At 64.7% G+C, this 20,323-nt stretch carries 18 protein-coding genes; 7 read left to right on the forward strand and 11 right to left on the reverse strand.

The genetic code is table 11. The features are described from left to right. Positions 1–123: 123 nt before the first annotated feature. Positions 124–1,707 carry a hypothetical protein gene (locus tag AC4BBN_RS08210; RefSeq protein ID WP_490591502.1) on the reverse strand — a complete coding sequence of 528 codons (1,584 nt, stop codon included), beginning with the start codon at positions 1,705–1,707 and terminating at the stop codon, positions 124–126. A 124-nt stretch (positions 1,708–1,831) separates the two neighbouring features. Between AC4BBN_RS08210 and AC4BBN_RS08215 the strand changes: the two genes are divergently transcribed. After that, on the forward strand, positions 1,832–2,497 hold the full coding sequence (locus AC4BBN_RS08215; protein ID WP_490591503.1) for an NBR1-Ig-like domain-containing protein: 666 nt from the start codon (positions 1,832–1,834) through the stop codon (positions 2,495–2,497). Between the two features lie 230 nt (positions 2,498–2,727). Here the strand turns inward: AC4BBN_RS08215 and AC4BBN_RS08220 are convergent, their stop codons facing one another. The 3 genes from AC4BBN_RS08220 to gorA are packed head-to-tail and all read right to left on the reverse strand — an operon-like array spanning position 2,728 to position 6,883. Then, a complete protein-coding gene (locus AC4BBN_RS08220) occupies positions 2,728–3,942 on the reverse strand; it encodes a GGDEF domain-containing protein (protein ID WP_490591504.1) in 1,215 nt (404 codons plus the stop codon). 45 nt (positions 3,943–3,987) lie between these two features. After that, entirely contained in the window at positions 3,988–5,481 is a 1,494-nt protein-coding gene (locus AC4BBN_RS08225) for an AMP nucleosidase (protein ID WP_490591505.1), read from the reverse strand. 25 nt (positions 5,482–5,506) lie between these two features. Continuing rightward, positions 5,507–6,883: a glutathione-disulfide reductase gene (gorA, locus tag AC4BBN_RS08230; RefSeq protein WP_490591506.1), complete on the reverse strand. Its 1,377-nt coding sequence runs from the start codon at positions 6,881–6,883 to the stop codon at positions 5,507–5,509. A 228-nt stretch (positions 6,884–7,111) separates the two neighbouring features. Between gorA and AC4BBN_RS08235 the strand changes: the two genes are divergently transcribed. Genes AC4BBN_RS08235 through AC4BBN_RS08245 form a run of 3 tightly spaced genes read left to right on the forward strand, consistent with a single transcriptional unit; the run spans position 7,112 to position 8,744 of the window. Beyond that, positions 7,112–7,489, forward strand: coding sequence for an FKBP-type peptidyl-prolyl cis-trans isomerase (locus AC4BBN_RS08235; protein ID WP_490592842.1), 378 nt, complete (start codon positions 7,112–7,114; stop codon positions 7,487–7,489). Positions 7,490–7,515: 26 nt separating this feature from the next. Next, complete coding sequence (gene proC / locus AC4BBN_RS08240) at positions 7,516–8,391, forward strand: pyrroline-5-carboxylate reductase (RefSeq protein WP_490591507.1); 876 nt, start codon at positions 7,516–7,518, stop codon at positions 8,389–8,391. A 14-nt stretch (positions 8,392–8,405) separates the two neighbouring features. Further along, a complete protein-coding gene (locus tag AC4BBN_RS08245) occupies positions 8,406–8,744 on the forward strand; it encodes a TfoX/Sxy family protein (protein ID WP_490591508.1) in 339 nt (112 codons plus the stop codon). 83 nt (positions 8,745–8,827) lie between these two features. On the opposite strand, the gene fdhA is transcribed toward AC4BBN_RS08245, so the two are convergent. From fdhA to AC4BBN_RS08270, 5 genes are all read right to left on the reverse strand, one after another. Continuing rightward, positions 8,828–10,030: a formaldehyde dehydrogenase, glutathione-independent gene (gene fdhA, locus AC4BBN_RS08250; protein ID WP_490591509.1), complete on the reverse strand. Its 1,203-nt coding sequence runs from the start codon at positions 10,028–10,030 to the stop codon at positions 8,828–8,830. A 167-nt stretch (positions 10,031–10,197) separates the two neighbouring features. Next, positions 10,198–11,136, reverse strand: a complete 939-nt coding sequence (locus tag AC4BBN_RS08255) for a 4-hydroxybenzoate octaprenyltransferase (protein WP_490591510.1) — start codon at positions 11,134–11,136, stop codon at positions 10,198–10,200. A 62-nt stretch (positions 11,137–11,198) separates the two neighbouring features. Continuing rightward, positions 11,199–12,086 (reverse strand): Dyp-type peroxidase, encoded by an 888-nt coding sequence (locus AC4BBN_RS08260; RefSeq protein ID WP_490591511.1) that lies wholly within the window; start codon positions 12,084–12,086, stop codon positions 11,199–11,201. Between the two features lie 17 nt (positions 12,087–12,103). Beyond that, positions 12,104–13,057: a LysR substrate-binding domain-containing protein gene (locus tag AC4BBN_RS08265; protein ID WP_490591512.1), complete on the reverse strand. Its 954-nt coding sequence runs from the start codon at positions 13,055–13,057 to the stop codon at positions 12,104–12,106. A 65-nt stretch (positions 13,058–13,122) separates the two neighbouring features. Next, complete coding sequence (locus AC4BBN_RS08270; RefSeq protein WP_490591513.1) at positions 13,123–13,278, reverse strand: hypothetical protein; 156 nt, start codon at positions 13,276–13,278, stop codon at positions 13,123–13,125. Between the two features lie 217 nt (positions 13,279–13,495). Between AC4BBN_RS08270 and AC4BBN_RS08275 the strand changes: the two genes are divergently transcribed. After that, positions 13,496–15,022: a methyl-accepting chemotaxis protein gene (locus tag AC4BBN_RS08275; protein ID WP_490591514.1), complete on the forward strand. Its 1,527-nt coding sequence runs from the start codon at positions 13,496–13,498 to the stop codon at positions 15,020–15,022. Positions 15,023–15,452: 430 nt separating this feature from the next. Further along, entirely contained in the window at positions 15,453–16,685 is a 1,233-nt protein-coding gene (locus tag AC4BBN_RS08280; RefSeq protein ID WP_490591515.1) for a cyclic di-GMP phosphodiesterase, read from the forward strand. Here AC4BBN_RS08280 and AC4BBN_RS08285 read toward each other — a convergent pair. Continuing rightward, positions 16,680–17,714: a helix-turn-helix domain-containing protein gene (locus AC4BBN_RS08285; protein ID WP_490591516.1), complete on the reverse strand. Its 1,035-nt coding sequence runs from the start codon at positions 17,712–17,714 to the stop codon at positions 16,680–16,682. The genes AC4BBN_RS08280 and AC4BBN_RS08285 overlap by 6 nt on opposite strands. Before the next feature lie 153 nt (positions 17,715–17,867). On the opposite strand from AC4BBN_RS08285, the gene AC4BBN_RS08290 reads away from it, so the two are divergent. Further along, entirely contained in the window at positions 17,868–18,242 is a 375-nt protein-coding gene (locus AC4BBN_RS08290) for an alpha/beta fold hydrolase (protein ID WP_490591517.1), read from the forward strand. Here AC4BBN_RS08290 and recG read toward each other — a convergent pair. Next, positions 18,232–20,316, reverse strand: coding sequence for an ATP-dependent DNA helicase RecG (gene recG / locus AC4BBN_RS08295; RefSeq protein WP_490591518.1), 2,085 nt, complete (start codon positions 20,314–20,316; stop codon positions 18,232–18,234). The two genes, AC4BBN_RS08290 and recG, sit on opposite strands and share 11 nt — an antisense overlap. Positions 20,317–20,323 lie beyond the last annotated feature (7 nt).

Genomic DNA, 20,323 nt, shown 5'->3' on the forward strand with positions numbered 1-20,323 from the left:
TTAGATGGGCGCATCTGCGACGGCAAGACCATCATGCTGCTGCAGTATGCGCAGCTACAGCGCCTGATTTAACAAGCGGTAACTTGCATGGCCCGGAGTGCTCTGCACCCGAGTCCATGAAAGTTAGTTCGGCAGGCTGGCCAGGCCGCCAATCGCCGCGATGATCGCATTGGCGGCAATGCGGTTGAAGTTGGTGAACGAGCCGCCACTGGCGCCCGCAGGGAAGTAACGGCCTTCTTGCACATTGCCTTCGGGGGTCAATGCGTAGATGAACTTTTGGCCAGCGGCCAGGCCGGAGTGGGTCGATGCACTGGCATCCACCGAAGCCGGAATGGTCAACACCATCACCTCTGTGCCCATCACGGTTTTGACTTCCCAGGTGCCGTCGGCCAGCGCGGGTGGGTTTTGGTCAGGGTAGTTGATGGACAGCAGCAGCGCACCGCTGGTGGTGCCTGGCCCAAAGCGCCATTGCAGCAGGGCACCCTGTGCCAAGCTGCCGCCATACCACTGCACGGGGTCAGAGCTGCTGCTGTGCTGGCTGCGGAAGTCGGCCAACGAGGTCACATTGCTAAAGCCGGTGCCGCCGTTGAGCTGGTACTTTTCAGACACATAGGTTTGGGTGAACTCAAACACCTTGGACCCGGTAGGCAAAGTGACGTTTGTTGAATCGCCGTAGCGGTAGGTCGCAGGGCTGCTGGACACCATCGTCATCTGGGTCGATTGGGTGGCGCTGGTGTACAAAAAGCTGGTCAGTCCGGTTTGCCTCACGGTGGCAGGCAGATTTGCACCGTCAAGCACCCAGCCGCTGGCCGTCAATACGCGGTTGTTATCGCTGTTGTCAGCCGCGCCCCAGGCACCGTTGGCAAAGACATAGCTGTTGCCGGTAAAGCTGTACACGCCATTGGCCGGGCCGCTGGTCGAACGGTGTACTTCGGCATTCCAATGGCTGCGGTAGTCATCGTAGTGCACACCAAAAATGCCCGCGGCAAAGTCGGTCGCCAGGGTGGATTGCAGGCTGGAGCCGACGGTGGTGCTGCCCGCCGCCACCTGGCTGACGATCGCCGGCAGTGTGGTCCGGGCGTTGGCCACGGATGCGGCCAGTTGGTCGAGCAAACGGTCGTAGGCGTTGCCCGTGGCAGGGCTGTCCAGGGTCGCCGGGACTAACGCGTCCGTGAATGGATTGGTCGTGGTGATGCTCACCGAGGAAAACAGCGCGGTCGCCACCTTGGTCACTGCCGCCGCCAAACTGTCTGCGCTGACCGTCGCCGTCTGGGTGCTGCTGAAAGCATTAAAAAATGTAGCAGGTGCCTGGCCTGCAGCCTGCGCCAGCACCAGTTCGGTCAATGGGGTGACGTTGGCCACCACAGTTCCGCCCCCGCTGCCTGCGGCTACCGAATGCAGGGTGGTAAGGCCATCGGCAGAGCGGACTTGCAAGACGCAAGGTAGCGCGGCATTGTCCAGCGTCGTGGTGTAGAAACCGCTGGCAATGGTGCTGGCCGTGGCGTTGCCGGTGGCGCACTTGATGTTGACAGTGGCCCCGGCCATGGCCAGGCCTGTAGCGGCATAGCCCGAGAGCGTGATGCTGCTGCCTGCCGAGCTACTGTCACCCCCGCCGCCGCTGCCGCCACCGCAGGCGCTGACCAACACAGCAACCGCTGCCGCGCTGGCCAACAAGGTGAAACGGGAATTCCAGTGGGGGATTTGCATAGTTTTTCTCATCAAAAGGGTCTCGCCCCATCGCGGGCACAGGCTGCGCCGGATTATTCAGAGCTAACTGTCTGTTTCACCGGACAATCGACACATTCCCTCACCTTTCTACACAAAAAAATACATGCAAGAGACATTGGACGGTTGGATGCGTCAGCGGGCGCGGGAGCTGGGTTTGAACCTGAGCGCACTGTGCAAGCAGGCCGGCATAGGGCGGCAAACCCTGTACGACCTGGCCTGCATTCCCGACAAGCTGCCGTCTATGCAAACGGTGGTGGCGCTGGCCGATGTGTTGCAGGTACACCCCTTGCGCATCCTGCACCTGGTGTTTGATGTGGTGCCCATCAACCCGGCAGTGAAACGGGCCCAGCAGCAGGGCGACCGCAGCGCCTTTGTGCGGGATGTGACGGCCCCGGATGGCGCGCTGGTGCTGCCGGGCCAGCGCTTCACCAAAACCTGGGAGCTGCAAAACGCGGGCAACGTGCCCTGGCAGGGACGGTTCTTACAGTGCATGGACGAAGAGGTGGTGGTTGCCACCCGCACCGGCGAAACCCTGCATCTGGCGCACAACCTGGTGCCCGCCAGCAGCCGCATTGCGGTGCCCACCACCGCGCCGGGGGCGACGGTGCAGCTCAGCGTGGAATTCACCGCGCCGCAGACGCCGGGCACGGTACTGTCGTACTGGAAGTCGGTGTTTGCTGATGGCACGCTGTGCTTTCCCGACAGCGTGGGGGTGTGGGTGAAAGTGCGGGTCAACACCTGTACCCAGGGGGCCTTCAGCGGTGCCTGACGGCGGCGTAAAAATAGGTGATGAAATCGCCTGATTAGGTGCATGCCTCAGAACTCAACCGCGCCCATGAAAGAGCCCCGTTCGCCCTGAGCTTGTCGAAGGGCTTGCAAACTGAGCCCTTCGACAAGCTCAGGGCGAACGGTTGTGGTGGTGTGTCTGAGGCAAGTAGCTAATCAGGTGAAATCGGCAGTTCGCGCTTATTTCACCAGCACGAGCAGCTATCTTTTTAGCTAAATAACCGTCTGCCCCATGCCGCCCTCGGACTGCAGCAGGCGGCCCCGGCCCTGGCGCTTGGCCTCGTACAGCGCAGCATCGGCGCGGGCCAGCAGACCGGTCAAGGTACCGTCGCCATCTTTCAGCACGGCCACGCCGGCGCTGAAATCCAGGGGGAAGCCCAGCTCCTGCTCGGCGCGCTGGCTGAGCACGCTGCGCAAACGCTGGTCAAAACCATAGCAAGCCGACTTGTGGGTGTTGGCCAGCACGATGCAGAACTCCTCGCCACCCAAACGCCCCACCAGGTCACCGGTACGCCGGCTCTCACGCAGCAGCCGAGCAAACAGCTTCAGCGCCATGTCGCCCACCTCGTGGCCGTGGGTGTCGTTAATGCGCTTGAAATGGTCAATGTCCAGCATCATCAGGGTCATGGGCTGCTGGTAGCGCTGCGCATTGGCGAACAGGCCTTCGGCACGCTCTTCCCAGCCTCGACGGTTCAGCAGGCCGGTGAGGCCGTCGGTCATGGCCAGACTGCGCAGACGGGCCTTGGCCTCATCACGCCAGGCCGCCAGCAAGGCCAGCGTGGCCACCAAGGACACCACATTCACAGCCAGTGCCAGCAGCAGGTTGAACAACTGCAGCACCCGTTCGGCCAGAAGCGCACCCGCCGCAGCGCGCGCCAGCAAAAGCATCGCCATGCCCACCAAGCAGGCACACAGCAACCACCGCCAATCCCGCCCCGCAGCACGCAAAGGGAACAGCGTGGCACGCGCCACCAGCAGCAGCATGGCCGCCAGGCCCACCTGCGACCAGGCCATTTGGAAGCCCGAGTAGTCCCAGCCCAAGGCATAGCCCACGGGTACAGCTGGCACCAGCACCAGCATGCAGCGGGTGGCCCAACGGTAGCTCAACCAATCTTGCGGGCCACGGCGGCGCGGCCGCTTGCGGGTCGGGCTGAGACGTGCGCGGTGCCCCAGCCAGCCGCCCAGCGCCCGGTGCAGCAGCCACTGGCCGCAGCCAAAAGCGGCAACAGCCAAGGTGCCCCACACGGTCTGCCAGTTGTACGACGCGGCCATCGCCAACACCCCGCCAAGCATATGCATAGCAACCGCCAATTGCGCACAGCGCGTGGGCGACGTGGTGTGCCGGCCCATCAAAGCAAGCAAGGCCAGGGACAACACAAACAGGTTGGCAGTGGCCAGCACCAGCAGAGTGGGTATGTCTAACTGCATCGTGTTACGGGAAGATTGGTAAGGGGCCTGACCAATGCGGCGCGCCTACTGGAACGCCACCTCAGCAAAGCTGCGCAGCTTGCGGCTGTGCAGCTGCTCCAGCCCCTGGGCGCGCAGCAGCTCGATAGCTCGGATGCCGATGCGCAAATGCTGGTCCACGCGCTCGCGGTAGAAGTGGTTGGCCATGCCGGGTAGCTTGATTTCACCGTGCAACGGCTTGTCGCTGACGCACAGCAGCGTGCCATAAGGCACACGGAAGCGGAAGCCATTGGCGGCGATGGTGGCGCTCTCCATGTCCAGCGCGACAGCGCGGCTCTGGCTGAAGCGGCGCTGGGGTTGGTTATTCGGCAGCAGCTCCCAGTTGCGGTTGTCGGTGCTGGCCACGGTGCCGGTACGCATGATGTTCTTCAGCGCCACGCCGCTCACCTGGGTCACGTCGGCCACGGCCCGCTCCAACGCAAGTTGGATTTCGGCCAGCGCCGGAATGGGCACCCACAGCGGCAGTTCTTCGTCCAGCACATGGTCTTCGCGCACATAGCCGTGGGCCAGCACGTAGTCGCCCAGCTGCTGGCTGTTGCGCAGGCCGGCGCAGTGGCCGACCATGATCCAGGCATGCGGGCGCAGCACGGCAATGTGGTCGGTGATGTTCTTGGCATTTGCCGGGCCGACGCCGATGTTGACCATGGTGATGCCAGCGCTGTCCGAGCGCACCAGGTGGTAGGCCGGCATCTGCGGCAGGCGCGGCGGCGCGGCGCCCAGCGCATCCACGGCCTCGGCGGGCAGGCCCACGCGGCGCGTAATCACGTTGCCGGGCTCGACAAAGGCGCAGTATTCGCTATTCGGGTCGGCCATGGCGGCGTGGCCCATGCGCACGAATTCATCGATGTAGAACTGGTAGTTGGTGAACAGCACGAAGTTCTGGAAATGCTCGGGCCCGGTGCCGGTGTAATGGCGCAGGCGGTGCAGCGAATAGTCCACGCGCGGCGCCGTGAACAGCGACAGCGGCAGCGGGTCGCCGGCCTTGGGCTCGTAGGTGCCGTTGGCAATGCCGTCGTCCATGGCGGCCAGGTCGGGCAGGTCAAACACATCGCGCATCAGCATGCGGCGTGCAGCGTCCATATGGCCCTCCACATGGTCGTGCTCGGCAAACGAGAAATGCACCGGGATAGGCAAGGCACTGGTACCGATCTCCAGCTCGACACGGTGGTTTTGCAGCAGCAGGCGGAACTGCTCCAGGTAGTAGCTGCGGTACAGATCGGGGCGCGTCAGCGTGGTCTCGAAGCGGCCCGGGCCCGCCACGAAGCCGTAGCTCAGGTGGGCGCTTTCCAGCACATCAGCGCGCGCTACGGTCTCGGTATGCAGGCGCACAAACGGGTAGCAGGCACGCACATGGCCGGGCAGTGTCTCGCCCGCCACAAAGCGCTGCATGGCCTGGCGCAAGTGCTCGATCTGCTGGTCATAAATCCGCTGGACCTGGGCCAATGCAGCATCCGGGTCGGTGAAACGGGTCGGGGCGATAAAGGGGGGCAGGTAGGGCATAAGGCTATTGTGCAACGCAACAAGGTCAAGAAGAAGAGGCGATAAAAGGCTCACGCATGGTTACAAATTCTTCGGCGGCGGTGGGGTGTATGCCGATGGTGCTGTCAAACACGGCCTTGGTCGCGCCGGCCTTCATGGCTACGGCAAAGCCCTGCACCACTTCACCCGCGTCCGCGCCCACCATGTGCAGGCCGACCACGCGGTCGGTCGCGTCGTCCACCACTAGCTTCATCAGCGTGCGCTCGGTGCTGCCGCTCAGCGTGTGCTTGAGCGCTTTGAACTCGCTGCGGTAGACGCTGACCCGGCCGAACTGTTTGCGCGCGTCGGCCTCCGTCAGGCCTACCGTGCCGATGTTGGGGTGGGTGAACACGGCGGTGGGAATCAACTCGTAGTCCATCTGCCGCACAGGTTTGCCTGCCTTGGGGCCGAGTAAATGGTCTACCAGAACCATGGCCTCGCCCAGCGCTACTGGCGTGAGCTGCACGCGCGAGGTCACGTCGCCCAGCGCAAAGATCGAGGGCACCGAGGTCTGGTAATGCGCGTCCACCTGGATTGCACCGTCTGCCGCCCTTGCCACACCCACGGCCTCCAGGCCCAAACCATGCACATTCGGCACGCGGCCGATGGCGTACAGCACCTGGTCCACCGTCAGCGTGCCGCCATTGTCCAGGCGCACTTCCAGGCCTTCGGCGGTGCGCAGGATGCTGGCCACCTCCGTCCCCAGGCGCAGATCCACACCGGCCTTGCGCACCTCTTGCGCCAGAAAGGCGCGCACATCGTCGTCAAAACCGCGCAGCGGCTGCTGGCCCCGGTACACCTGGGTCACCTGGGAGCCCAGTCCGTTGAAGATGGAGGCAAATTCGCAGGCAATGTAGCCACCGCCCACCACCAGCAGACGCGGCGGAAACGGGTCCAGGTCGAACATCGCGTCTGACACCACGGCGTGCTCGGCGCCCGGCACCGTGGGCACGGTGGGCGTACCGCCGGTGGCCAGCAAGATGTTCTGGGCGCTGTAGCGCTGGTCACCGACTTGGACGGTATGCGCGTCCACCAGCGAGGCCCAGCCGGTGATGAGCGTCACACCCGCGCCCACCAGCAACTGGCGGTACACGCCATTGAGCCGAGTGATTTCTGCAGCGCGCCGGGTCTTCAGCAGACCCCAATCGAAACGGGGCCGCTCCACATGCCAGCCAAAGCCCGCCGCCTCTTCAAAGGACTCGGCATAGTGGGCCGCGTAGCTATAGAGCTTTTTGGGAATGCAGCCCACGTTGACGCAGGTCCCGCCCAAGGCCCCGGCCTCTACCAGCGCCACCCGCGCGCCGCGCTGGGCCGCCATGCGTGCGGCCCGCACACCGCCGCTGCCACCGCCCACTACCAATAAATCGAATGTGAATGCAGACATTCCAGAGACTCCTATGTGTGCGGCGTGTAAAGCCACATTTTGCTATGAAAAAAATAGCTTGAGAAACAAGCGCTTACTGCGCCATTAGCTTTTTTAATGAAACATCGCGGCCCTGCCGCGCATAAATCGCAATAATGGCAGCCTCTACGCTCCACCCAAAGGTAATTTGTGAAATTCCCCCTGTGTACCGCCGCCTTCTGCCTCGTGATCAGCAGCACTTTCAGCGCCATGGCAGCAGACGCCGCCGATGCTGCCAAGGAGCCCGGCGCCGTCGTCACATCCAGTGGCCTGGTGTTCCGCTCGCTCAAGGACGGCACCGGCGCCAGCCCCACGGCCAGCGACAAGGTCAAGGTCCATTACCGTGGCACCTTCCTGGACGGCAAGGAATTCGACAGCTCCTACAAGCGCGGCGAACCCATTGAATTCCCACTCAATGGCGTCATCAAATGCTGGACCGAAGGCGTGCAGCGCATCAAGGTCGGAGGCAAAGCCAAGCTGACTTGCCCGGCCAGCATCGCCTACGGTGAACGCGGCGCCGGCGGCGTCATTCCGCCCAACGCCACACTGCAATTTGAAGTCGAGCTGCTGGCCATCAACGGCAAGTAATTTCCCCCTGGATTTTTGGACCCACCATGGCACCCTCCCTGGCCGCGCAAGGCACTCCCTCCACCTCCGACACCCGTGGCAGCACCGCCGCGCATGAGCACATCGCGTTTATTGGCGGCGGCAATATGGCCAGCGCCATCATCGGCGGGCTGATCAAAAAAGGCGTGCCGGCGAACCACATCGTGGTCGTCGAGCCCTGGGCGGAGGCCCGCACCAAACTGCTGGCCGACTTCGCCTTGGTGGCCCATGAAATGCCCGGCCCCGCGCTGGCCAACGCCCGCACCGTGGTCTGGGCCGTCAAGCCCCAGGTGTTCAAAGACGCGGCCCTGCAAGCCCGCTTCCACACCAAACAGGCCCTGCACCTCAGCGTGGCCGCCGGCATACGCAGCAGCAGCATCGCCCGCTGGCTGGACAGCGAACGCATCGTGCGCGCCATGCCCAATACGCCCGCGCTGATCGGCAAGGGCATGACCGCCCTGTTCGCCCGCGACGCCGTGTCCGACAGCGACCGCCATGTCATCGAGAAAGTGCTGGCCGCCACCGGTGAAAGCCTGTGGGTGGGCGACGAAACCCAGCTGGACGCGGTCACCGCCCTGTCCGGCTCCGGCCCGGCCTACGTGTTCTATTTCATCGAAGCCATGATCCAGGCCGGCGCCGACATGGGCCTGAGCCGCGCCCAGGCCCACAAGCTGGCCGTGGGCACCTTCTACGGTGCATCGGCCCTGGCCCATGCGTCCAACGAGCCGCCCGAAATCCTGCGCCAGCGCGTCACCTCCAAGGGCGGCACGACGTTTGCTGCCACCACCTCCATGGACCAGAGCGAGGTGAAGGCGCACTTCATCCGCGCCATGCAGGCCGCCCAGCACCGCGCCCACGAGCTGGGCGACGAGTTCGGCGACTAAGCCCGGACCGCGCCATGGCCACGCAGCAAGGCACGATCGATTTCCTGCTGGACCAGCTGAGCGCTGCGGGCCGCGTCACAGCCCGCAAGATGTTCGGTGAATACTGCGTGTACCTGGCCGGCAAACCGGTGGGCTTTGTCTGCGACGACCAGCTCTTCCTCAAGCCCACTCCCGAGGGCCGTGGCCTGATCCCCAAGCCCACCGAAGGCTTCCCCTACCCTGGCGCCAAGCCCTACCTGCTGATCACCCCCGACGCTTGGGACGAACGCGAATGGCTGTGCCAGCTGGTGCGCACCACGGCCGATGCGCTGCCGGAGCCCAAGCCGGCCAAGCCGCGCAAGCCCAAGGCCTGATTTAGATTGCTACATAAAAAATAGCTGCTAGCGCAGGTAATACCTGCGCTAGCAGCCTATTTCATCCAAACCTCAGAAACAGTTCAAGCCGCCATGCGCAGCTGCTGGTGCGGGTCGATCACAAACTTCTTGGGTGCGCCGGCATCGAACTCGGCGTAACCCTTGGGGGCGTCGTCGAGCGAAATGACCTGCACGCCGACGATGTCGGCGATGTGGATGCGGTCCCACAAGATCGCCTGCATCAGCGCACGGTTGTACTTCATCACCGGAGTCTGGCCGGTGTGGAAGCTGTGCGACTTGGCCCAGCCCAGGCCGAAGCGCAGGCTGAGTGCACCGCTCTTGGCAGCCTTGTCCACACCACCTGGATCGTCCGTCACGTACAGGCCGGGGATGCCGATCTTGCCGGCGGCGCGGGTGATCTCCATTAGCGAATTCAGCACGGTGGCGGGCGCTTCGCCCTGCGACCCGGCGTGGCCGTGGCCGCGCGCTTCGAAGCCCACGGCATCCACAGCGCTGTCCACCTCGGGCGTGCCCAGGATGGCGGCGATCTGGTCGGCCAGGCTCACGTCTTGCGACAGGTCCACGGTTTCAAACCCGACCTTGCGTGCGTGCACCAGGCGGGCCGGGTTCACATCACCAACGATGACCACGGCCGCACCCAGCAGGCGCGCCGAGGCAGCTGCCGCCAGGCCCACCGGGCCGGCGCCGGCCACATAGACCGTGCTGCCCGGGCCCACGCCGGCGGTCACCGCGCCGTGGTAGCCGGTGGGCAGGATGTCGGACAGGCAGGTCAGGTCCTTGATCTTGGCGAGGGCGCGGTCGCGGTCCGGGAACTTCAACAGGTTGAAGTCGGCGTACGGCACCATCACGTACTCGGCCTGGCCACCGATCCAGCCACCCATGTCCACATAGCCATAGGCGCCGCCGGCGCGCGAGGGGTTGACGCTGAGGCAGACGCCGGTGTGCTGCTCCTTGCAGGTGCGGCAGCGGCCGCAGGCCACGTTGAAGGGCACGGACACCAGGTCGCCCTTCTTGAGGGTCTCCACGTCGCGGCCCACTTCCAGCACCTCGCCGGTGATTTCATGGCCCAGCACCAGGCCGGACATGGCGGTGGTGCGGCCGCGCACCATGTGCTGGTCGGAGCCGCAAATATTGGTGGACAGCACTTTCAAAATCACCCCGTGCTCGGCCTTCTGGCCCAGCGGGTTGATGAGTTTGGGAAAGGGTATGGATTGCACCTCGACCTGGTTTTGCCCCAGGTACACGACACCTCTGTTATCTGACATGGCGTTTGTCTCCTTTGTTCTTCATACACACGTGAATACGGATACGCCATCTGCCCTGCAGGCAGACGCGCGTCCCATCGTAGTGCGGAGGAACGGTGACTCTGGCCAAATTGCGACACCAATCGGCCAGTTAGGCCTACCCTTTGTAAGTGTTCGTAAGCAGCAGCCTAAAAAGCGAAGCCGCCGGCCACCCCGATAAACACCGCGCAGCCCAGCCAGTGGTTGAGCCGGAAGGCCTTGAAGCAGCCGGCGCGCTGGCGGCTGCGTATCAGCTGCCAATGCCACAGCGCCTGCAGCGCGGCCACCCCAATTGCTATGTAAAAAATAGCACCCAGCGCATACGGAATAAGCGCCAGCACCCAAATGGCTAAAAACAGCACATAGAAAACCATGACCGCCGCCACATCGAAACGGCCCAGGGTGATGGCCGAGGTTTTCATGCCGATCTTCAGGTCGTCGTCACGGTCCACCATGGCGTATTCGGTGTCATAGGCCAAGACCCAGAACAGATTGCCCAGCACCAGCCACCAGGCCAGCGCCGGAATGCTGGCCCACACCTGGCGCAGATTCAGCGCCTGCCAGGCCGCCGCGGAAAACACCGTGCCCCAATCTCCCGTGGGCCCGGCATGCACGGCGGTAAAGGCCATGGGAATACCCGCGCTGAAAGCCACGCCCAGCACCGCCTGCGGCATGGAGACAAAGCGCTTGGCATAGGGGTAGACCAGCGTCACGGCCAGCGCAGCAAACGATGCCACCACCGTGGCCGGGTTGGTGCTGAGCACCAGGCCAAACGCCAGCAGCGCCAGCAGAGCACCAAAGCGCAGGGCCGCGCCCACCGACAGCGCGCCGCTGGTCACCGGGCGCTGCGCCGTGCGCTTCACATGCTTGTCAAATTCGCGGTCGGCCACATCGTTCACACAGCATCCCGCGCTGCGCATGAGGATGGTGCCCAGCACAAACACCACCAGCAAATGCCAGCCCGGGAAGCCCCCAGCCGCCACCCACAGCGCGCCCAGCGTGGGCCACAGCAGCAGCAGCCAGCCGGCAGGCCGGTCCCAGCGGATCAGGTTCAGGTACAGGCGCAACGTGGAGGGAGAGGAATTCATAAAAAACAAGGCGCTAGCGCAGCAAATACCTGCGCTAGCAGCTATCAATTAAATAGCAAATATCACAAACCCAGCTGGCGCAGGTCCAGCCGGCCCTGGTGCAGCGGCGGGCACCACAGGTAGGCGCCGGTGACGGGTTTGGAATAAGTGAAGGTCGCGTCCACCACGCCGTCTTCCTGGCCGGCCATGCGGCGCATCTGCGCCTCGAAAGCATTCAGCGTGGCGCCAAAGGCCACAAAGAACAGGCCGCATTGGTGGCCCACGGCCCAGGGCATGGAGCGGCGCAGCACAAAGGCCTCGGGGCTGAAGCTCTCTTGCGCGGTGCGTTTGACGTGGGCAGAGATGGGCGCGTCGTCCAACTCTTCGTTGTCGGCCATGCGCCGGCCCATGGCGTTGTTCTGCCCGTCCGTGCCCAGTGCGTCAAAGGCGTCCAGGTTGTGCACCCATTGCTGGATGGCGACAAAACTGGAGCCGTCCTGCTGCAGCGCGGCGGCCACTGCCTCGTCGCCTTCGGGGTTTTCGGTGCCGTCTTCAAAGCCGGTCAGGTCACGTCCATGGTCGGCCGCCGGGTCGCCGTGGCGAAAGCCGTCCAGCACGCGGTCCAGGTGGAAGGCCGGGGCCAGCGCCTTTTCCAGCGCGCGGGCCTGCAGCACCAGTTCGCCTTGCGCCGCGCCGCGCAGCCAGCACCACAGCGCCACGGGCGTGCTGGGCACCTGCACGCCGTGCCCGGACATGTCGGGCATGGGCCGCAGGCCGGGTACTTCGGCACCCAGCGCCTGCACCAGGGTAGCGCCCAGGCCAGCTACGACGCTGCGGCCATCAACTTGACCGGCCAGTCGCTGCAGCGCACTGCGCAGTACGTCTGCATTGGTCTGGGCCGGAATGGAGAAAAACAGGTAACGCCCATGGGCGGGTACGGCTTGCAAGATGCCGGCTTGTACAAATTCCACAAGGTGCTCCACAAAGATCAGGAAAGGCGTTTCACGCCCGGCAGTTCGCAGGCGTAGATGGCATTGCGCAGGGCGGCAATCGCCTCGTAGCGGGTAAAGCTGCGCCGCCAGGCCAGCACCACGCGGCGCATGGGCGGCTCGCCGTCGAACGGCAGGTAGCGCACATACGGGTCTTCGTCGCGGCCACGGCGTGGCTTGGCAGCCAGGGCGGCCTTGGGCACGCTCAGACGCGGCACCAGGGTGATGCCCATGCCGGCGGCGACCATGTGCTTGATGGTTTCCAGCGACGAGCCTTCGAAGCTCTTGCGTATGCCCTCGGCTCCGCTGGAGAAGCGAGCGAACTCGGGGCATACCTCCAGCACATGGTCGCGGAAGCAGTGGCCGTTGCCCAGTAGCAGCATGGTCTCGGCCTTGAGCTGGTCGGAGGTGACGGCGGGCAGCGCCGCCAGTGGGTGGCTGGTGGGTACGGCAACCATGAAGGGTTCGTCGTACAGCGGTGCCACGGCCAGGCCGGTGTCGGGGAAGGGCTCGGCCATGATGGCGCAATCGATCTCGCCCATGCGCAGCATTTCCAGCAGCTTGACGGTGAAGTTCTCTTGCAGCATCAGCGGCATTTGCGGCGTGCGGCTGATGACCTGCCGGACCAGGTCGGGCAGTAGATACGGGGCAATGGTGTAGATGATGCCCAGGCGCAGCGCGCCGCCCAGCGGGTCTTTGCCGCGCTGGGCAATTTCCTTGATGTTGGCGGCCTGCTCCAGCACGCTTTGCGCCTGGCGCACGATCTCTTCACCCAGCGGGGTGATGGTGACCTCGTTGGCGCTGCGCTCAAAGAGCTTCACGTCCAGCTCTTCTTCCAGCTTCTTGATCGCCACCGACAGCGTGGGCTGCGACACAAAGCAGGCATCGGCCGCCTTGCCAAAGTGCTTCTCGCGGGCCACCGCCACGATGTATTTGAGTTCGGTGAGGGTCATGGGCTGTATTGTCTACCGGTCCAAGGCTATCTGCACCCCCCTTTGCCTGGGCGGTGCCGGCGAAGCTAGTCGGGAATCACGGCGTCGATCACCGCGCCGGTGGCTTTCACGCCGGTCTTGACGATGACGGCGCCGGTGGTCACCACGGCATCGGCCACGGCCACCACGGCGCAGCCACTGCACGCCAACGCCATCGCCACTGCCCACATCCATCGCCGCATACACACCCCAGTTGTTGAAAGACCAAGCCGCATCATAAAACCTGCGCTGCTGGCCCGATCCGGGGCTGTGCACCATTTCGTACACAACCGTATAGATCGCCCCGATGCCCCAAAAAATGCGTTCAAAATAAGTCCCCGCCTACCCCTTGGGTAGGGTCACAATTTCATCCGGCAACCGCCAGCAGACTGCCAGCAACCTGTTTTTGGAGACGTATCGATGCGACTTATTCCGAACACCATCAGCGGACGGCTGGCCTGCGGTTTTGCCGCGCTATTGGTCTTTATGGCACTGAACATCGGTGTGGCCTGGGTGCAAATGAACCGCCTGGGCGCGACCTCGGACCACCTCATCGACCACCTGGCCACCCGCGAGCGCGAGGCCCGGCAATGGCAGACCCTGCTGGGGCGCAACGCCCTGACGGCCAACGGCGTGCTGGTCACCAGCGACCCCGAAAAACTCAAGCCGCTGGTGGACGAGCTCAATAGCGGCACGGCCCGCATCACGGCGCTGCACACCGCCTACGCCAAGCGCGACGATGCGCAAGCCCCCATCAGCAAAGCGCATGCAAACTTTACCGCCGCCACCAAGGACTTCATGGACGCGGTGGGCTCGGGCTCCAGCGACTTCATGCGCTCGGAGTTCTACGACAAGTTCGCCCCCGCCGTGCGCACCTACCAGGACCTGCTGGAAACGCTGGCACAGCGCCAGCAGGAGCAGATGGACCAGGGCCGCGCCGCCGCCGATGTAGAGCGCGCCAATGGCATCCGCGCCATGCTGCTGCTGGGCATACTGGCCTGCGCCGTGGGTGGCGTGGTGGCCTGGCGCCTGTCCAGCGGCATCCGCCGCGCGCTGATGGAGGCCGTGCGCATGGCCCACGCCGTGGCCCAGGGTGACCTGACGGCACGCAGCACGGTCAAGGTACAGGGCGAGCTGGAGCAGCTGTTTGGCGCCCAGGAAAGCATGTGCGAGCGCCTGCGCACCACGCTCTCCAGCATCCAGACATCGGCCGAGGCCGTGCAGCTGGGCTCGGGCGAAATCGCCTCCGCCAACAACGACCTCAGCGTGCGCACCGAGCAACAGGCCGGCACCCTGCAAAAGACCGCCTCCACCATGGAGCAGATGACCACGGCCGTGCACAACAACGCCCACAACGCCACCCAGGCCAGCCAGCTGGCCAAGAGCGCCAGCGCGAACGCCGTGCAGCGCAGCGCGCAAATGAATGAGCTGGTGGCCAGCATGCAGCAAATGGCCTCCAGCAGCAGCAAGATTGGCGAAATCACCGCCGTGATCGACAGCATCGCCTTCCAGACCAACATCCTGGCGCTGAACGCGGCCGTGGAAGCCGCACGCGCCGGTGAAAACGGCCGTGGCTTTGCCGTGGTGGCCAACGAGGTGCGCACCCTGGCGCAGCGCAGCGCCACCGCCGCGCAGGAAATCCGCGGCCTGATCGCCAACAGCGTGCAGAACGTGAATGCCGGCGTGACCCTGGCCACCGCCGCCGGCGGCTCCATCGGCGACCTGGTGCAAAGCGTGCAAGCCGTGGCCGGCTTGTTGCAAGAGGTTGCGGACTCTACCGAGCGGCAGAGCCAGGAGCTGTCGCAGATCAACCATTCGGTTGCCGAGCTAGACCATATGACCCAGCAGAACGCGGCCATGGTGGAAGAAAGCGCCGCCGCCGCCAGCAGCCTGAAAGAGCAGGCCGACCACCTGAAAGACGCCGTGGCGGTGTTCCGCTTCGGCTAGCCCTTCGCCACAGCCCGCTGAAGCCGGTGGGTGCGGCCAGCGTGGTCCACGGCCAAATCGGCGCACAGGGTACGGAATCGGAATCGGAAAGGGGTCTGCATGGGGAACGGTCCAAAGCGTCAAAAGCCCCAGCGGCCCTGGGGCACGCGGCAACGAATGCCCGCCATAAGAACCGGAGATCAAGGCATGCCAACCTGCTGCGATAAAACGCTGCGTGGCGCAGCCGTGACGAGCTGCTGCCTCGATGTCACTTCAAAAAACATAGCGCCTCACGCAGGTAATGCCTGCGCAAACTACGATTTCGTCCACAAACCACAGGAACATCGCGAGCGCCCGCTAGGGCAAACCAGCCATCCTGCGCCATACTAGGCAGCGCAGGTGTAGGGCTCCGGCAGGCACCTGTTGTCCACGATCCCCGCTGCCCAGGACCATGCTCAAACGAATCCACGTTCAACACCTCACCCTGGGGATGCACATCGACGGTTTTTGTGCCCCGTGGATGGAGCATCCGTTCTGGCGCAACCACTTCGTGCTGAGCGACCCGCACGATCTGGAGAGGGTGCGCAACAGCAGCGTGCAAGAGGTCTGGATAGACACCAGCAAAGGCCTGGACGTAGCCCCCGAGCCCGAGACAGCAGAAGCCCGCGTAACCACCCCAGTCGCTCCACCCGCCCCCTTGCCAGCACCGGTACGCGACACCCTCCCCACCCCAGCCGCCGTGGAATATGCCCGCGCGGCCGTTATCTGCAACAAGTCCCGCCAGGCCATGGCAGACATCTTCCAGGATGCCCAGCTGGGCAGGCCCTTGAACACCGCGCTAGCCCAGGGCCTGGTGCAGGAGATCTCCGACTCCATCATGCGCAACCCAGACGCCATGGTCAGCCTGGCCCGGCTGAAGACGGCCGACAACTACACCTATATGCATTCGGTGGCCGTGTGCGGGCTGATGGTGGCACTGGCACTGCAGCTGCAGCTGGACGAAGAGCAAACCCGCTGCGCGGGCATGGGCGGCCTGCTGCATGACCTGGGCAAGGCCGCCATGCCGATGGATGTGCTGAACAAACCAGGCAAGCTGACCGACGCCGAGTTCGCCATCATCAAGGCCCACCCGGTAGAGGGCCACAAAATGCTGTTGAACGACCCCAGCGTGGACGCCATGGTGCTGGACATCGTGCTGCACCACCACGAGAAGGCAGACGGCAGCGGCTACCCCGAAGGACTGAAGGGCGACGAAATCAGCCTGCTGGCCAGGATGGGCGCTATCTGCGACGTGTACGACGCCATCACCTCCGACCGGCCCTACAAAAAGGGCTGGGACCCGTCCGAGGCGCTGCGCATGATGGCCAGCTGGACCAACAGCCACTTGGACGGCCGAATGTTCCAGGCCTTTGTGAAGAGCCGGGGCATCTACCCCACAGGCTCGCTGGTGCGGCTCAGCTCCGGGCGCATCGGTGTGGTCACCGCGCAAAGCGAGGGCGCCCTGCTCAAGCCGGTGGTGAAGGTGTTTTTCTCGACCAGGTCCAATCTGCGTTTGCCGCCCTTTTTGATCGACCTGAGCGCACCCGACTGCAAGGAAAAAATCGTCGCCCGCGAAGACCCGCAGCAATGGCAGTTCCCGGACCTGAACCCGCTGTGGTCAGGCTTTGAACCCGCAGCTCTATAGCACTCCGTCTTTCTGGGCCTGCCGCCACAGCTGCGGCGTGGTACCTGTCACGCGGCGAAATTCACGCTGAAAATTCGACTTGGTCTGGAAGCCGCTGGCCAGCATGGCGTCGGCCACGGTCTGCTCGGTGGTCAAGAGCAAGCGGCAGGCATGCTGGACCCGGAAGTCGTTGACGTACTGGGACACGTTCTTGCCCTCCACCTGGTTGATGGCCGCCGAAATCTGGCGCGCCGGGATGCCGCTCTTGCGCGCCAGGCGCAGCAGGTTCAGGTCGGGCTGCAGATACAGCGGCTGTTGCTGCAGCAGCGCATGGAGCGCATCGCGGATGCGGGGGCCATCCGCCAACGGCTCGGCCACGGGTGGCGGCGTGTCGGTCACGGGCTCAGCCGTGTTCTCGGTCTCTGTCAAGCTGTCTGCCGCCACCGCAGCCGCGTAGCCGCACAACAAAAGCATCAGCAACTGGCCCGCCCCCACCACCGCAGCGCTATGGCTGCCCGCGTTATGGCGTATGTCCCAGGCGATGAACACATCGGCCAGCGCCGACATCAGCAACAGCAGTGCCGTAGCCCACAGCGCGCGGTGCGCCAGCAAGGCCTCGTCCAGCCGGGCCAGGCCCAGCGCATCCGGCCCACGCCGCGCCAGCCGCAGCAAGGCCAGGCCGTAGCCCAGAGAGGCCAGCACCACGACCGCATCCACCCCATCGGGCCAGGCCGCAAACAACAGCACGACCACCACCGCAGGCAAGCCGTGCAGCCCCGGCCAGCGGGGAGCCGAGGCTGCAGCCAGACTCTGGTAACAGCACCAGGCCCAGGCCGCCAGCGCCACGGCCAAGGTCGCCTGCAGCGGTAGCAGCGTCTTCACGCCATAACCCCATCGCAGGCCCAGCAGCATCGACAACAGGGCATAGCCGCCCAGCAGCAAACGAAAGCGCCGGTTCGCCAGCACCACAGCGCCCTGGCGCCAGGTCATCTGCGCCAGCAAATACACCAGCACCAAAGCCACAACAAATGGAAGGGGAACAAAAAACATGGATGGAATCGGTAAATCAGTCAATCGAAAGGCCTAGATCGTGTTCCAGGTCGGCCTCTATCCGCTTGCAGGGCGCCAAAACAGGGGCCAAGCGCCATTCTTGGGCTGCTGCGGGCCAGCCGCCGGCGCGCCCACTCTACCTGAGGAAATACTATGAACCTGATCTTCTCCCGCTGGCGATATTTGCTGCTCTGTTTGCTGTGCATCAGCCCTTGCGCCTGGTCGCAAGACGCCCCGGGCCTGGCCCAGGCTTTTGAAAGGGACAGCTTGCGCGGCATCACAGTGCCGGTGCACATCATCAACCTGGGTCGGCCCGGCACCCATCCCCTCGCAGTGGAAGCCGCACCGCTTGCACAGGCCATTCCTGGCTCTACCTACGCCACCGTCGCCGATGCCATCCACTTCAGCTTTCTAGGCCTGTGCCGGCCCGATAGCCGGTCCATGCTGGCCAGAGAGGACGAACCAGACCCGATTTGCGACGACGGCAGCGACCGCGCGCGGGTGGCCCAAGCCCTGCTCAGGCCTTGAGGTATTCGGCCTTGCTGCCCAGCCAGCGCTGCACATGCTGCTCGGCCAGGTCCGGGTAGCGGTCCAGCATGGTCGGTGCCAAGGCGCGGGCCCATTCCAGCAGCTCGTGGTCGGTTTCCAGGTCCGCAAAGCGCAGCAAGGCGGCACCCGACTGGCGCGCGCCCAGGAACTCGCCGGGGCCGCGTATCTCCAGGTCACGCCGGGCGATCTCGAAGCCGTCGTTGGTCTCGGCCATGGCTTTCAGGCGGGCGCGGGCCACCTCGCCCAGGCGCGGCGCGTCGCCGGTGGAGTACAGCAGCACGCAGGCCGATGCAGCGGCGCCCCGCCCCACCCGGCCGCGCAGCTGGTGCAGCTGGCTCAGGCCAAAGCGCTCGGCATGCTCAATCACCATCAGCGAGGCATTCGGCACGTCCACGCCGACCTCGATCACGGTAGTGCTGACCAGCACGCCCATCAGGCCTTCGTTGAACATGTCCATCACCGCCTTCTTCTCGGCCACCGCCATGCGCGAGTGCAGCAGGCCGACCAGCACGCCCGGCAAGGCTTCGCTCAGGTCGGCATGGGTTTGGGTGGCGTTGACAAGATCCAGTGCCTCGCTCTCCTCGATCAACGGGCATACCCAGTAGACCTGGCGGCCCTGGTCGATCTGGACGCGGATGCGCTCTATCACCTCGTCGCGCCGGGCGTCGTTCACCAGCTTGGTGACGATGGGCGTGCGGCCGGGCGGCAATTCGTCGATGGTGGACACCTCCAGGTCGGCGTAGTAGCTCATGGCCAGGGTACGCGGAATGGGGGTGGCCGTCATCATCAGCAGGTGCGGCTCCAGGCCATCTTCCTGTAGCTTGCTGCGCAGCGCCAGGCGCTGGGCCACGCCGAAGCGGTGCTGCTCGTCGATCAGCGCCAGGGCTAGGTTTTTGAACTCCACCTTGTCCTGGATCACGGCGTGGGTGCCGACCACCAGCGCGGCTTCGCCGCTGGCGATTTTGGCCAGCATCTCGCGGCGGGCCTTGGTCTTTTGGCTGCCGGTGAGCCAGGCCACGCATTTGCCCAGGGGCGTGAGCAGCGGCTCCAGCCAGCCCACCAGCTTGCGGAAATGCTGGTCGGCCAGGATCTCGGTGGGCGCCATCAGCGCGCACTGCCAGCCGGCATCCATCGCGATGCAGGCGGCCAGCGCCGCCACCACGGTCTTGCCCGATCCCACGTCGCCCTGCAGCAGGCGGTGCATGGGTACGGGCAAAGCCAGGTCGGCGGCGATCTCCACGCCCACGCGCTGCTGCGCCCCGGTCAGCCCGAATGGCAGCGCGGCCAGCAGGTCTTGCTGTAGCCGTGCGCCGGGCAGCGGGTGCAGCGGCGGCGCGCGCAGGCGGTCGCGCTCGCGCTTGGCCTGCAGCTGCGAGAGCTGCTGGGCCAGCAGCTCCTCGGCCTTCAGGCGCTGCCAGGCGGGGTGGCTGCGGTCTTCCAGCGCAGCCAGCGAGACATCGGGCGTGGGGTGGTGCAAAAAAGATAGCGCCTCGCGCAGATTCCATATGCGCTGGCGGCCTATTTTTCTTAAATCCGCATCTGCAGCACCGGGCGGCAGGGTTTCGGACAAGGGCGCGCGTTTCAGGCCACCCAGAACCGCACGGCGCAGATAAGCCTGCGGCAGACCCGCCGTAGTGGGGTAGACCGGTGTGAGCGCATCGGGTAGCTCGCCACCGGCCAGCTTGAACACCGGGTGCAGCATCTGGCGCCCAATAAATCCCCCCTTCATCTCGCCGCGTACACGCAGCCGTGCGCCCACGGACAAGGTCTTCTGGTGCGAGGGGTAGAAGCTGAAGAAGCGCAGCTGGCAGGTGTCGGACCCGTCGTCCACCGTCACCAGCAGTTGGCGGCGGCCGTGCAGCGTGACCTCGCTGTGGGTGACCGTGGCCTCTATCTGCACCGTCTCGCCCTCGCGTGCATCGGCCAGGCGGGTGATGCGGGTTTCGTCCTCGTAGCGCAGCGGCAGATGCAAGGCCAGATCGATGTCGCGGCGCAATCCGAGTTTGAGCAGGGCTTTCTGGGCGGGATTGAGCTTCGCGGGGGGGGCAACCATGGGGCTG

The sequence above is a fragment of the Rhodoferax sp. SPJ21 genome (assembly GCF_058216335.1).